Source organism: Stenotrophomonas sp. CASM110, from assembly GCF_049384345.1.
GTDB lineage: Bacteria > Pseudomonadota > Gammaproteobacteria > Xanthomonadales > Xanthomonadaceae > Stenotrophomonas > Stenotrophomonas muris.
In genome coordinates this window covers 117374-131114 of the sequence record NZ_JBMRGI010000010.1, presented here as the reverse complement: position 1 = coordinate 131114, position 13741 = coordinate 117374, and the positions used below count along the sequence as shown (strand labels likewise).

Below are 13741 nucleotides of genomic sequence, written 5' to 3'. Positions count from 1 at the left end.
TAGAGCCGAGCCCATGCTCGGCTGCTCTGCGCGCAAAGGCCAGAAGCAGCCGAGCGTTGGCTCGGCTCTACAGGTAGGTCACGCGATGCGCGCCTCGCGGTGGCGATGCACCCAGTAGTACAGCGTCGGCAACACCAGCAGGGTCAGCAGCATCGCCGACAGCAGACCACCGATCACCACCACCGCCAGCGGCTTCTGGGTCTCGGCACCGATCGCGTGCGAGGTGGCCATCGGCAGCAGGCCGAACATCGCCAGTAGTGCGGTCATCAGCACCGTGCGCAGGCGCTGCAGCGAACCCTGCACCACCGACTGCAGCAGGTCCATGCCCTGCTCGCGCAACTGGGCGAAGCGGCTGAGCATCACCACGCCGTTCAGCACCGCTTGCCCGAACAATGCAATGAAGCCGATTGCCGCCGACACCGACAGCGGAATGCCGGTCAGCCACAGGGCCAGGATGCCGCCGATCATCGCCAGTGGCACGTTGGCCAGGATCAGCGCGGCGCTGCTGATGTCCTTGAAGGCATCGAACAGCAGCACGAAGATGATCAGCACCGACAGCGGAATCACCCAGCCCAGCCGCTTCATCGCACGCTGCTGGTTCTCGAACTCGCCGGACCACTCCAGCCGATAGCCTTCCGGCAGCTGTACGCTGGCATCCACGCGCTTGCGCATGTCAGCCACCACGCTGCCCATGTCGCGGCCGGCGATGAAGATGCTCACCGCCTTCACCCGTTGGGCGTTCTCGCGCGAGATGTTGATCGCGCCGCTGGCCATGCGGAAGTCGGCCACGTCGGACAGCGTCACCGTGTGGCCATCGCCGATGCCAACCGGCACCGTACGCAGCCGCTGCAGGTCACGATCGGCATCGTCCAGGCGCAGGGTGATGGGGAATCTGCGGTCACCCTCCCACAGCTCGCCGACCTGGCGCCCGCCCAGTGCGGTCTCGATCACTTCGTCGACGTCGCGTACGTTCAGGCCATAGCGCGCGGCGCGGTCGCGGTCGATCTCGATCTGCAGCTGCGGCAATGACCCGTCGCGGTCGATGAAGGCGCTCTCCACGCCCTCCACGCCGCGTACCTGGCCGAGGATCGCCTGCGCCTGCTGGTTCAACACGTCCAGATCCGAGCCGCTGACCTTGATCACCACCTGGCCCTTGATCTGCGAGATGCTCTCCAGGATGTTGTCGCGCACGGGCTGCGAAATCGAGAACTCGGGGCCCGGAATGCGCTGCTCCAGCGTGCGCTGCAGGTCGCTCACCAGCTGTCGCTTGCCCACGCCTTTCGGCCATTCCTTCTCCGGCTTCAACGCCACCAGCGCCTCGATCTGGTTGGCGCCCTTGGCATCGGAGCCGTCTTCCGGGCGTCCCAGCTTGGCCACCACCGTCGATACCTGCGGAAAGCTGCCGACCAGCTCACGGATGCGCCGCGACTGCTGCTGCGCTTCGCCCAGGCTGGTGCTCGGGTCGAGCGTGGCCGTCAGCCAGATCGATCCTTCGTCCAGCTCGGGCAGGAACTCCGAACCCAGCCGCGTGCCCAATGCCAGCGTGCCGACCAGCAGCGCAATCGCGGTCAGCACTACCGCACGCGGGCGGGCCAGTGCGCGCTCCAGGACCGGCCGGTACCAGCCGGTCAGGCGGTCCATCAGCGGATTGCCGTCGCGCATGCGGTCGCGCCGCAGCCACCAGTAGCAGAACAACGGCACCACGGTCAGCGCCAGGATCAGCGCGCCGATCAATGCCGAGGTCACCGAGTACGCCATCGGCGCGAACATGCGGCCTTCCTGGCGCTGCAGGGTGAAGATCGGGATGTGCGCGGCGATGATGATCAGCATCGAGAAGAACGTCGGCCGCCCCACTTCCGACGCTGCCGAAAGAATGGTCGAGAACCGTGTCTTACGGTCGGCCGCAGGTGGCAGCTTCGACAATCGCGAGACGATGTGCTCGGTCACGATCACCGCGCCATCGATGATGATGCCGAAGTCCATCGCACCCAACGACAGCAGGTTGGCCGGCACGCCCCACAGATGCAGGCCAAGGAAGGTCGACAGCAGCGCAAGCGGCATCATCGCCGCCACGATCAGCGCGGCACGGGCGTTGTACAGGAACAGCCACAGCACCAGGAACACCAGCACCGCGCCTTCCAGCAGGTTGCTGAAGACGGTTTTCAGCGTGGTCGAGACCAGCCACGAGCGGTCGTAGAACGGCTCGATGCTGACCCCGGCCGGCAGCTGGTTCGCTTCGATCTCGGCGATGCGCGCATGCAGGGCGTCGAGCACGTCGGACGGGTTCTCGCCCTTGCGCATCAGCACCATGCCGAACACCGCATCGTCGTTGTCATCCTGGCCGACCAGGCCCTGCCGGGGCAGGCCGGTATCGGCGATGCCGGCCAGGTCGCGCACCAGGATCGGCGTGCCACTGCGCTGCGCCACGACCACGTTGCCGATGTCGGCCGGCGAGCGCATCAGACCGACGCCGCGGATCAGGAACTGCTGCTGGCCACGTTCCACGTAGCCGCCGCCTGCGTTCGAGCTGCCCTTCTCCAGCGCGTCGGCGAACTCACCCAGGCTGATGCCGCGGTCACGCAGCTTGTCCAGGTCCGGCTTGACCTGGAACGTACGCGCGAAGCCGCCGAAACTGATCACATCGGCTACGCCCGGCACGGTGCGCAGGCTGCGCTCCATCGTCCATTCCTGCACGGTGCGCAGCTGGGTCGGTGTCAGGTGCGGGCCTTTCAGCACGTACCGGTAGATCTCGCCCACCGCCGAGCTCATCGCCTCCAGCTCCGGCGTCACCCCTTCGGGCAGCTCCACGCCCTGCAGGCGTTCCAGCACCTGCTGGCGCGCGAAGTAATCGTCGGCCTTGTCGTCGAAGGTCAGGATGATCATCGACAGGCCGAATTGCGTATGCGAGAACACCCGCACCGAATGCGGGATGCCGGACAGTGCCACTTCCAGCGGCATCGTCACCTCGCGCTCCACCTCCTCCGCGGCCCGGCCCGGGTGCAGCGATACCACCGTCACCTGGGTGTCGGACACATCCGGAAAGGCTTCCACCGGCAGCACGCGGAACGCGGCAATGCCAGCGCCGATGAACAGCAGCAGCGCCAGCATCACCATCAGCGGCTGGCGCAGGCAATAGGCAATCAGGCGATCGATCATGGCGCGGCATGCCCCGTCCCGGTGCTGGCGGCTGCGGGCGCACTGTCGACCAGCTGCTGCAGCAACAGGCCCCCTTCGACCACCACCCTGGCGCCCTGGGCCAGGCCCTCGCGCACCCACAGGCGGCCATCGCCCAGTTCCTCGGCACGCACGGCGCGGCGCGCGAAGCGGCCCTTGGCCTCCTCCACGAACACCACCTGCTTGCCGTCGATGAGCAGTACCGCAGCATCGGGCAGCGAGACACCGCCCCCGGCCGGCACTGCCACCTGCGCACGCACGTACTGGCCCGCCTTGAAACCGCGCGCACGGTTGTCCAGTTCGGCGCGCGCCTGCACCACGCGGCGTTCGCTGTCGACGAAGTCATCCACGTGCTGCAGGGTCGCCTGCTGCGGCTGCCCATCGGCGCCGGGCACGCTCACCTGCATGCCCGCCTTCAAGCGTCCGGCCAGGCTCTCCGGTACATCCAGCAGCAACCACAGGCGGTCAGGATCGCCAATCATCGCCAGCGGCTGTTCGCTGTCGGGGCTGACTGCCATGCCCGGGCTCATCCGCCGCTCCACCAGCACGCCATCAATGGGTGCGCGCAGCGGCAGCCGTTGGTCGACGTGCTGGCCGTTGCCATACGCCCTGGCGAAGGCGGTCGCGCGCGCGTGATCGGCCTGGCTGCCGGCGAAGCTGGCCTCGGCCTCGTCCAGTTCACGGCCCGACGCCACCCCTGCCGCGTGCAGTTCGCGGGTGCGGTCCAGTTCCCGGCGTGCCAGCTGCAGCTCGGCACGGCCACGCACGCCCTCCGCCTGCGCCTGGCCGAACTCGGGCGAGGTGATCCAGGCGATCACCTGGCCGGCCTTCACCTTCTGCCCCGGTTGTGCCTCGATGCGCGCCACCTGCCCCGCCAGCGGGGTGCGCAGCGCGCTGGAGCGGGTCTCGTCCCAGACCACCCGGCCCGGCAGCTGCAGGCTGGCGCTGGCACCGGCGGTCACCAGCTCGCTGCGCAGCACATCCAGCTGGCGGCTGCCGGCCGGAAACAGGATCTGGCCGGCACTGACCTGCGGCGCATCCTTGGTATACGACGCCGGTTCGCGACCGCAGCCGCCCAGCAGGGCCAGCGCCAGCAGGGCCGGCAGCATGGCATGTCGCGCCCGCGGGCGATGGGCGACGGTGGACTTCATCGGGACTCTCCTTCAGCAACGGATGTGGCCGCTTCCCAGCGCGCCAAGGCAATGGCATGGTCGGCACGCGCATCAATCAGCGCGGCCTCGAACTCGCGCCAGCTGCGGCGCGCGTCGAGCAGATCGGTCAGGCTGGCGGCGCCACGGCGATAGGCCAGTTCGATGCCCTCCACCGCCTTGCGCGCAGCGTCGGACTGCAGCCCCTCGTAATCGCTGCGGCGCTGCGCGGCGGACTGCACGCTGGCCTGCAGCTGGTCCAGTTCAGCGTGTGCTTCGCGCTGCAGCAGCTGCAGTTCCAGCGCGGCGCTGTCCCGGTCGGCCTCGGCACGCTGGATCGCGCCGCGTGCGCGCGACGGGCCGCCCAGCGGAATGGTCAACGACACGCCCCAGGTGACACCGCTGATATCGGTGGGCTCGCGCTCGGCCTCCACACCCAGCTGGATGTCGCGGTGGCGCTCGCTGCGTGCCAGGGCCACGCCAGCGTCGGCGGCGGCCAGGCGCGAGCGTGCCGCGCGCAGATCGGCACGCTGCTGCGGATCGAACGCGCGCACCCTGGCCACGCTGCTGGCATCCGGCCAGGGGTCATCGGCACTGAGGTCGCGGCTGTCATCGCTGCCGAGCAGCAGGCCCAGCGCATGCCGCGCGTCACGCAGATCCAGGGCCGCCTCGCGCGCCGCATCGGCCACCGCCAGATGGTCCACCGCCATCCGCGCGCGATCCACCGGCGCCATCGCCCCGGTGGCCACCTGCTTGTCGGCCGCCGCCATCTGTTCGGCCGAACTCTGGCGGTTGGCCTCGGCAATCTGCGCCCGCTCCTGCGCGCCCTTCAGGCCGAAATAGGCTTCATGCAGTGCCACCTGCTGCCGGCGCCGGGTATCGAGCATGTCCAGCCCGGCCACTTCCAGCAGCGCGTCCGCCTGGCGGATGCGCAATGCGCGCTTGCCGCCGCGCTCCCAGGTCCAGCCCAGGCCCAGCGTGCTGTCCACCCGCTTGTCCTGCCAGCGCCCCGGGCCGATGCCGTGCTTCGGGCTGATCTTGCTGCTGCCGATCGACAGCTCGGCCGCTGGCCGCAACGCAGCGGTCAGCGCATCGCCCTGCACCCCACGCAGTTCCAATGCCGCCGCGCGCAGGTCCGGGTTGTGCGCTTCCATTGCACGCTGTGCATCCTGCAAGGACAGCGCCGAAGCCGCAGGCGCGCACGAAAGGGCGGCCAGCAGGGCCGCAAGACGACGGGAGAAATTCATGCACGTCACGGTAAGGTGACGCACTTGCGCCAAACTTGCCCCAACCTTGCACGAAGCTTGCAATGCGAATCCTGCTGATCGAAGACGACGCCGCCCTGGCCGATGGACTGATCCGCGCCCTGCAGGGTGCCGGCCATCTGTGCGACCACCTTTCGCGCGGGCTGCACGCGCCGGCTGCACTGGCCAGCGCGCCGTATGACGTGATGGTGCTCGATCTTTCATTGCCCGACGTCGATGGCCTCGACCTGCTCTCGCGCCTGCGCAACGACGGCGTCACACTGCCGGTGCTGATCCTAACGGCGCGCGATGGCGTGGAGGACCGCATCCTCGGCCTTGACCGCGGTGGCGACGACTATCTCGCCAAGCCGTTTGCACTCGGTGAGCTGGAAGCCCGCCTGCGTGCGCTGTCGCGTCGCCGCAGCGACGCACCGGCGCAGAAGCGGTTGGGCCGGTTGTGCTTCGACAGCATCCGCAATGAAGTGCAGGTGGAAGGCCAGCGCATCGAACTGACCGCGCGCGAGCTGTCGCTGGTCGAGGCACTGATGCAGCATCCTGGCCGCACCGTCACCAAGCAGCGCCTGTTCGACGCGCTGTACAGCTGGGATCACGAGGCCAACCTGTCAGTGATCGAAGTGCATGTCAGCCGCCTGCGCCGCAAGCTGGAACAGGCGCGCGCCGGCGTCGGCATCCGCATGCTGCGTGGCCTGGGCTATCGGCTGGAAGCCGGTGGTGACTGAGCGTGTGCACAGCCTGCGTGGCCTGCTGCTGCGCCGCCTGTGGCTGCCCCTGCTGGTGCTGCTGCTGTGCAGCGCGATCGGTTCATTCGCGTTGGCCCGCTTCTATGCCGGCCAGGTCTATGACCGCTGGTTGCTGGACTCGGCAATGTCGTTGTCCGAGCTGGTGAAGGTGCAGGACGGGCGTGCCTCGATCGAGATCACGCCCGCGGTGTCGCGCATGTTCACCTGGGATACCGCTGACGAAGTGCATGGCGAAGTGGTCGACGCTGCGGGCGGGCGCCTGTATGGGGACCTGCCCGAAGCGCTGCCCCGCCCCGCGATCGCTGCCGGCAGCGACGATGCCGTCTACTACGACGCGCGCCTGCGTGGGCAGCCGGTGCGCATGGTCGAGGTCGTGGTCAGCGCTGGGCCGGGCCACGATATCCGCCTGCGCGTGGCCGAGACGCTGCGCAAGCGGCACCGGCTGGAGCGCAAGCTGCTGCTGGCCAGCATCCCGTTCCAGGCCGCGATCCTGGCGCTGGCCGCGTGGCTGGCCTGGTCCGGTACCGGCGCGGCTGCACGCCATGCCAACCAGGTGGCGCGGCGGCTGGCCAGCCCGCGTCCTGACCCGCTGGCGCCACTGGAGCCCGCGCAGGAAGCCCCACGCGAACTGTGGCCGGCGGTCGAAGCCTACAACGCACTGCTGCAACGGCTGGACGCGATGCAGGCCGCGCAACGGCGCTTCGTCAGCAATGCGGCGCACCAGCTGCGCACGCCGCTGGCGGCAATGCAGGTGGAGCTGGAGAGCTCACTCCGCCAACAGGATCCGCAGGCCCAGCAGCTGGCGCTGTCCGGCACGCTGGCCGGGCTGGCACGGCTGCAGCACCTGGTCAACCAGCTGCTGATGCTCAGCCGCTCGGAAGATCCACAGGGCAGCGCACTGCCGCTGCAGCCGCTGGATCTGGCCGCGTTGGCACGGGGCGTGGTCGAGCGCTACGCCGACCGTGCGTTGGTGGCGGGCGTGGACCTGGGTTACGACGGACCCGACGACGGCGTGAAGGTACAGGGTGATCCGCAGTTGCTGCGCGAGGCGCTGGGCAACCTGCTGGACAACGCGCTGCGCTACGGCGCCGTGCCCGGTGTGATCACCCTGGGACTACAGCGGGATGCCGAGGGCGTGCAGGTGTGGGTGGACGATGACGGTACAGGTATCGCCGAAGCCGAGCGCGCGCGCGTCACGGAACGGTTCTACCGGGCCAGCAGCGAGGGAGATGGCTGCGGGCTGGGGCTGGCGATCGTGGCCGAGATCGCGCAGCGGCATGGCGCGATATTGATGATCGAAACGGCGCCGCTCGGTGGCGCGCGCGTCGGGTTGCGTTTCCATTGACCTTTGTCGAATTGCCCTTGTAGAGCCGAGCCCATGCTCGGCTCAGGCACCGTGCCAAAAGCAGCCGAGCATGGGCTCGGCTCTGCAGGTTCCAGGTCACCCGTGAAGCGTGCCGGCCAAGGTCGGCACCTACCACGTGCGCATCACCGGCTCATCGAATACGGCGCCTGCGCGTCCTGCCCCGGCCAGTCCTTGTTCGGCTCGGCCTGCATGCTGAAGCGCAGTTCGCCGCCAGCCAGGATCTCGTCATGGCGCAGGAAGGTGCGCTGCAACGGCTTGCCGTTGAGGCTCACGCTGCCCACATAGGTGTGTTTGTCATCCAGGCCCTCGGCCACGATGGTGAACGTCTTGCCGTTCGGAAGACGCATCGCGGTCTTCGGCAGGAACGGACGGCCCAGGATGTACTCGCCCGAGCCCGGCGCCACCGGGTAGAAGCCTAGCGCGGTGAACACATACCAGGCCGACATCTGGCCAACGTCATCATTGCCGGCCAGGCCATCGGGGCGGTCGGCATACTGGGTGTCCATGATCTGCTTCAACCGCGCCTGGGTGCGCCATGGCTGGCCCGCGTACGAATAGAGGTAGGCCACGTGGTGGCTGGGCTCGTTGCCGTGCGCATACCAGCCGATCAGGCCGGTGATGTCTTCCATGTGCTCGAAGATCGATGGATCCACCTTGGCGTTGAACACCTCGTCCAGGCGCGCGAGCAGCTTGTCGCTGCCACCGTGGGCTGCCGCCAGGCCGGCAACGTCCTGCGGCACGTACCACGAGTACTGCCAGGCGTTGCCCTCGGTGTAGTCGGTGCCGTAGCCGCTGGCGCTGGGGTGGAACGGCGTACGGAAGCTGCCATCGCGCTTGCGCGCGCGCATGAAGCCGGTGTCCTTGTCGAACGCGTTGCGCCAGTTACCCGCGCGTTTGTCGAAGGTGGCCGCGATATCGGCCTTGCCCATCGCCTGCGCCATGCGTGCGATGGTCCAGTCATCAAAGGCGTACTCCAGCGTCTTGCTGGCCGCTTCGCCTTCCTCGTCGATCGGCACATAGCCCAGCTCACGGTACTGCGCGATACCGTCATACGGGCCGTAGTTGGCGGTCTCGACCATCGCCTTCAATGCCTTGTCGGCGTCGAAGCCACGAATGCCCTTCACGTAGGCATCGGCGATCACCGGCACGGCGTGGTAGCCGATCATGCACCAGTCTTCCAGGCCATGGAACGACCACACCGGCAGCATGCCGTACGGACTGTGCTCATGGTGGGCCAGCATCGAATTGACGAAGTCGCTGTTGCGCTTCTCAGGCTGCACCAGCGTCAGCAACGGGTGCAGCGCGCGGTAGGTGTCCCACAGCGAGAACGTCGAATAGTGCGTGAAGCCGTCGGCCTTGTGCACCGCGTTGTCCGAACCGCGGTACTGGCCATCGGCGTCCATGAACAGCGTCGGCCCCAGCATCGTGTGGTACAGCGCGGTATAGGCACTGCGCCGCGCATGCTCGGGGGCATCGATATCGAGCACGGACAGTGCCTGCGTCCAGTCCTGCTTCGCCTGCGCACGCACCCGATCGAAGTCGAAGTCGGCCACTTCAGCGTCGAGGTTGGCGATGGCACCGGCCTCACTGACCGGCGAGATGGCTACCTTCACCACCAGCGGTGCGTCCAGCTTGCCGAAGTTGAAGGTGCCGACCAGCTGCCGGCCCTCGATCTGTGCGCGCTGCGCCGGGTCCTTCTCGCCCGGCGGCGGGAAGCCCTTGTAGACGATGTCCTGCTCGGTGTTATGCAGTTCATGGCCAGCCAGCGGGCGCGAAAAGCGCATCGCGAAATACAGCTGGCGACCCGGCGCCCAGCCGCGCGTCTCGCGGAAGCCGGTCACCGTGCCATCGGCGCGCACCCGCACCCGCGACCACAGCACCTTGCCAGGGTAGTCGTACATGCTGGTACGCATGTCCAGCAGCACCTTGGCGTCGGTGCCTCTGGGGAAGGCATAGCGATGCACGCCCACGCGCGCACTGGTGGTCAGCTCGGCACGCACCTTGTAGTCGTCCAGGGTGACCGCGTAGTAGCCCGGCTCGGCCTTCTCGTCAGCGTGACGGAACCGTGAGGCGTAACCGCTGCGCGGCTTCTCCGGATCGCCGCGCTCCAGCCCGGGGTTGCCGGTGAACGGCATCAGCAGGATGTCGCCCAGGTCCGAATGCCCGGTGCCGGAAAAATGCGTGTGCGAGAAACCGACGATGCTGCTGTCGTCGTAACGGTAGCCCGCTGCCCAGCCATAGGCCTTTTCGCGCGGCTGGATGCGCGTGTCCGGGCTGAGCTGGACCATGCCGAACGGCACCGTCGCCCCCGGGTAGGTATGGCCTTCCCCGCCGGTACCGATGAACGGGTCGACCGAGCCATAGGCGCGTTCGGCGGATTTCGACGGAGCCGCCAGCACCGCCCCGGAGGCAAGCATGGCGGTCGCGACGAAAGCGATCAGGAGACGACGGTCCAGCGTGGGCATCGGCATTTGGATCGATTCAGGTGGTAGTCGGATCCTAGCACCGGCCCTGCCCTGTCGCATGCTGCAGTGCGGCCGCCGGAACCGGCACGATGCTTTGCACGTAATTGCATGGCCGCGCGACGAATCACCTCATAGCCTTCCGGTCTCCCGCGTCCCGATCGGTGCCGATACGGCAATGGATGTCCAGACATGCACTTCTGAAAGACCGCGCCTTCCGAACGGGACAAAGCGAGACAAACCATCAATTGGTGCGCAGCGCCTCGATCTGCCCAGGATTGCGCCGCAGCGGACATCCCGCTGCCGGGATTGGAACCCCCGAATGAAACTGAAGATCTGCCTGTCATGACTAGGGCGGGCGCTGCGTGTGGCCGTCTGGCCATCGGAGTTCTTCTTCAGTCTCTCCGGGTTCCAAGCACGCATCGCCCGCCACCCTTGCGGTGGCCCTCGCACCCAAGGAGTTCCCGCATGAAACACACGCGTCCGCTCAGCCCGGCCATGGAGTCGCTCTTCCAGCGCATCGAACACGCCCTCAACAGTGCAGAAGGCATGGCCATCCTCATCGGTGAACAGTACGGCCCCGAGCCGAAGCCGCCCGCACCGATGGGCTACAACGCCAGAGAGATCGCCAATGCGATGGTCATGCTGAGCCAGCATGGCCGGTCGTTGTTGCAGAAGCTGCGTGCGGAAGCGGAAAAGGTGACCTATCACTAGCCCGCCCTGCAGCCGAGCCCGCTCGGCGCCGTGCGCACCGCACGCAGTGATTGCTGCCCTCAATCTGGCAATGCGCCCTGCAAGGTGGCGAGGTCGGCGCTGTCGACCGGCCTCACCACGCGCGCCACTTCCTGGCCGTCATGCAGCAGCACCACGGTGGGCCACAGTTTTACCTTGAACGCACGCCCCAGCGGCTTTCCCTTGCCATCCTCGATCTTCCAATGCACCAGATCGTGGGCGTCCACAAACGCCTGGAGTGCGGGCTGCGCGGCCTGGCAATGGCCACACCAGGGTGCACCGAACTCCAGCAGCTGCCAGCCCGCCTGAGCTTCCACGTCCGCGCCTGCAGGCTCCGCCGCCGGGTAGTCACGCATGAACGGCATGCCGGTTACGCCGCCAGCGCTTTCTGGATATCCGCCAGCGGGGCGTTGGTCAGGTCCTTGGCGATATCGCCCAGCAGGCGCGCCTGGACCTCCTTGTGCAGCAGCGGGCGGATACGGCCCAGCGTGGTCGGGTCTGCCACCAGCACCAGGTGTGCATAGCGGTTGTTGAGCGCATCTTCGTTCAACTGCTCCGCTACCTGCTTGGCAAACGTCGCCTCGTTGAGCTGCGAAATGGACATGTCCTTCGGCACCGCGCCAGCCGGGCCCTGACCGGAGACGCCCTGCTCGCTGATGTCCTGCAGGCGCAGCTCACCTTCCTGCTTCAACGCCAGCTGATGTTCGCTGCCGACGTTGGTGAACACGCGGGCCGAACCGCCATCGGCGACGATGATCAACGTGCCTTCGGGAATGCGACGGGTCATGCAATGCTCCTTCTCGATTGCGTCCAGCGCTACCGTAGACAGCGTCGCGTGAGCGCTGCGGCCAGAGTTCGTTCAACACTTGTCATTGCATGCCGCGCGGATGAACAGGCGCGATGGAACACAGCGTGCAGATCAGTCCGCTTCGCTGCATGCTCACGCCGATGCCGCTATGATGAACGGATGATCGACACGACCCACTACGTGACGGGCGCACCTGTTACGTGGGAAGCACTGCCGACCGGCGCTTCGCTTGCCACGATGGCTCCCGCCCTGCCGTTCCACCGCCTCGCGCTGGATCCTGGCGGATGACGCCCGCAGGCCCTCGGCCTGCACTCCCCACGCTGCTGTGACCGCCGGCCGCTGATTGTGCGAGCGCTGTGATCCCGTTGCTGCGTTTCCGCCGTTGCGGCGGTGCTTTGCCGTGCGCATGGCGCCGTGCCTGCACACATTCCCCGGCCCCCACGCCACTCACCGATGCCCCTGCGCCACCTGCGCCTGCATCGCCGTTTCCGATTTCCGGGACCTACCTCACCGCTCATTTCCCCTCTTCTGCCTACAAGGGAGCCCCCATGCAGGACACCCCCGATGCACACGCCCATTTCGGCTGGTTCAAACGCCGCCGCCACCTGAAGGTCGATGAGATCACCGTCGTCGACAAGCCCATGCTCAAGCGCGCCGTCGGCGCGGCCGCACTCGGCAATGCCATGGAGTGGTTCGACTTCGGTGTCTACGGCTATCTGGCCGTCACCATCGGCCAGGTGTTCTTCCCCTCCAGCAACCCCACCGCGCAGGTGATCGCTGCGTTCGCCACCTTCACCGTGGCGTTCCTGGTGCGGCCACTGGGCGGCCTGGTGTTCGGCCCCCTGGGTGATCGCTACGGCCGCCAGAAAGTGCTGGCGTTCACCATGATCCTGATGGCGCTGGGCACGTTTGCCATCGGCCTGATTCCCGCCTACGAGCGCATCGGCATCTGGGCACCGGTGCTGTTGCTGCTGGCGCGCGTGGTGCAGGGCTTCTCCACCGGCGGCGAATACGGGGGCGCGGCCACCTTCATCGCCGAGTATTCCACCGACCGCAACCGCGGCCTGATGGGCAGCTGGCTGGAGTTCGGCACGCTGGGCGGCTACATCGCCGGCGCCGGCACCGTCACCGCGCTGCACATGCTGCTGAGCAGCGAGCAGATGCTGGACTGGGGGTGGCGCATTCCGTTCCTGGTGGCCGGCCCGCTGGGCCTGCTCGGCCTGTACATGCGCATGAAGCTGGAGGAAACCCCGGCGTTCCGCGCCTTCGCCGAGGAAGCCGAGAAGCGTGAGCACGAGCGGCCGGGGCTGGGCGCGCTGTTCCAGGTGCATGGCCGCCAGCTGCTGGTGTGCATGGGCCTGGTGCTGGTGTTCAACGTGACCGATTACATGCTGCTGACCTACATGCCCAGCTACCTCAGCGTCACGATGGGCTATGCCGAGAGCAAGGGCCTGCTGCTGATCATCATCGTGATGCTGGTGATGATGCCGCTGAACATCGTCGGCGGGTTGTTCAGTGACCGGCTGGGCCGGCGCCCGATGATCATCGGTGCGTGCATCGCGCTGCTGGTGCTGGCCATTCCGTGCCTGCTGCTGGTCGGTAGCGGCAACGACGGGCTGATCTTCCTCGGCCTGATGCTGCTGGGGCTGGCGCTGGTGTGCTTCACCAGCTCGATGCCGTCCACGCTGCCGGCGCTGTTCTACACCCCGGTGCGCTACAGCGCGCTGTCGATCGCCTTCAATGTGTCGGTGTCGCTGTTCGGTGGCACCACGCCGCTGGTGACCGCGTGGCTGGTGGAGCGTACCGGCGACCCGCTGGTGCCGGCCTATTACCTGATGGGCGCGGCGGTGATCGGCCTGGTAACCATGCTGTTCGTGAAGGAAACCGCCGGCCTGCCGCTGCGCGGTTCACCGCCAGCGGTTGGCAGCGACAAGGAAGCAGCCGCGCTGTTGAAGAGCGATGTGCCGGTGACGGTGGACCCGACCTTGCCGCCGCTGCCGGACGTTGCCGAGCCCGAGCAGGCGAAGCCGGCGTTGTAGAGCCGAG

At 67.4% G+C, this 13741-nt stretch carries 10 protein-coding genes; 4 read left to right on the top strand and 6 right to left on the bottom strand.

The window, feature by feature from the left end:
• Nucleotides 1-78 precede the first annotated feature (78 nt).
• Genes VG561_RS11195 through VG561_RS11185 form a run of 3 tightly spaced genes read right to left on the bottom strand, consistent with a single transcriptional unit; the run spans nucleotide 79 to nucleotide 5569 of the window.
• Nucleotides 79-3156, bottom strand: a complete 3078-nt coding sequence (locus VG561_RS11195) for an efflux RND transporter permease subunit (protein ID WP_423179587.1) — start codon at nucleotides 3154-3156, stop codon at nucleotides 79-81.
• The gene (locus VG561_RS11190) at nucleotides 3153-4325 is read right to left on the bottom strand and encodes an efflux RND transporter periplasmic adaptor subunit (protein ID WP_423179586.1); all 1173 of its coding nucleotides are present in this window, start codon (nucleotides 4323-4325) and stop codon (nucleotides 3153-3155) included. Before VG561_RS11190 ends, VG561_RS11195 begins: the two co-directional genes overlap by 4 nt.
• Nucleotides 4322-5569 carry a TolC family protein gene (locus VG561_RS11185; protein ID WP_053495411.1) on the bottom strand — a complete coding sequence of 416 codons (1248 nt, stop codon included), beginning with the start codon at nucleotides 5567-5569 and terminating at the stop codon, nucleotides 4322-4324. The genes VG561_RS11190 and VG561_RS11185 overlap by 4 nt, the downstream gene beginning before the upstream one ends.
• Nucleotides 5570-5631: 62 nt before the next feature.
• Between VG561_RS11185 and VG561_RS11180 the strand changes: the two genes are divergently transcribed.
• Both VG561_RS11180 and VG561_RS11175 read left to right on the top strand, forming a co-directional pair.
• Nucleotides 5632-6306 carry a response regulator gene (locus tag VG561_RS11180; protein WP_032962610.1) on the top strand — a complete coding sequence of 225 codons (675 nt, stop codon included), beginning with the start codon at nucleotides 5632-5634 and terminating at the stop codon, nucleotides 6304-6306.
• Entirely contained in the window at nucleotides 6299-7672 is a 1374-nt protein-coding gene (locus tag VG561_RS11175; protein WP_262093851.1) for a sensor histidine kinase, read from the top strand. The genes VG561_RS11180 and VG561_RS11175 overlap by 8 nt, the downstream gene beginning before the upstream one ends.
• Nucleotides 7673-7815: 143 nt before the next feature.
• Here the strand turns inward: VG561_RS11175 and VG561_RS11170 are convergent, their stop codons facing one another.
• A complete protein-coding gene (locus tag VG561_RS11170) occupies nucleotides 7816-10164 on the bottom strand; it encodes a GH92 family glycosyl hydrolase (protein ID WP_262093850.1) in 2349 nt (782 codons plus the stop codon).
• A gap of 459 nt (nucleotides 10165-10623) precedes the next feature.
• On the opposite strand from VG561_RS11170, the gene VG561_RS11165 reads away from it, so the two are divergent.
• Nucleotides 10624-10869, top strand: a complete 246-nt coding sequence (locus VG561_RS11165) for a hypothetical protein (RefSeq protein ID WP_014647337.1) — start codon at nucleotides 10624-10626, stop codon at nucleotides 10867-10869.
• A gap of 59 nt (nucleotides 10870-10928) precedes the next feature.
• On the opposite strand, the gene VG561_RS11160 is transcribed toward VG561_RS11165, so the two are convergent.
• Entirely contained in the window at nucleotides 10929-11252 is a 324-nt protein-coding gene (locus VG561_RS11160) for a thioredoxin family protein (protein WP_049407275.1), read from the bottom strand.
• A 5-nt stretch (nucleotides 11253-11257) separates the two neighbouring features.
• A complete protein-coding gene (locus VG561_RS11155; RefSeq protein WP_014037377.1) occupies nucleotides 11258-11674 on the bottom strand; it encodes a host attachment family protein in 417 nt (138 codons plus the stop codon).
• Between the two features lie 569 nt (nucleotides 11675-12243).
• Here VG561_RS11155 and proP point away from each other — a divergent pair.
• Nucleotides 12244-13734, top strand: a complete 1491-nt coding sequence (gene proP, locus VG561_RS11150) for a glycine betaine/L-proline transporter ProP (protein ID WP_046430926.1) — start codon at nucleotides 12244-12246, stop codon at nucleotides 13732-13734.
• Nucleotides 13735-13741 lie beyond the last annotated feature (7 nt).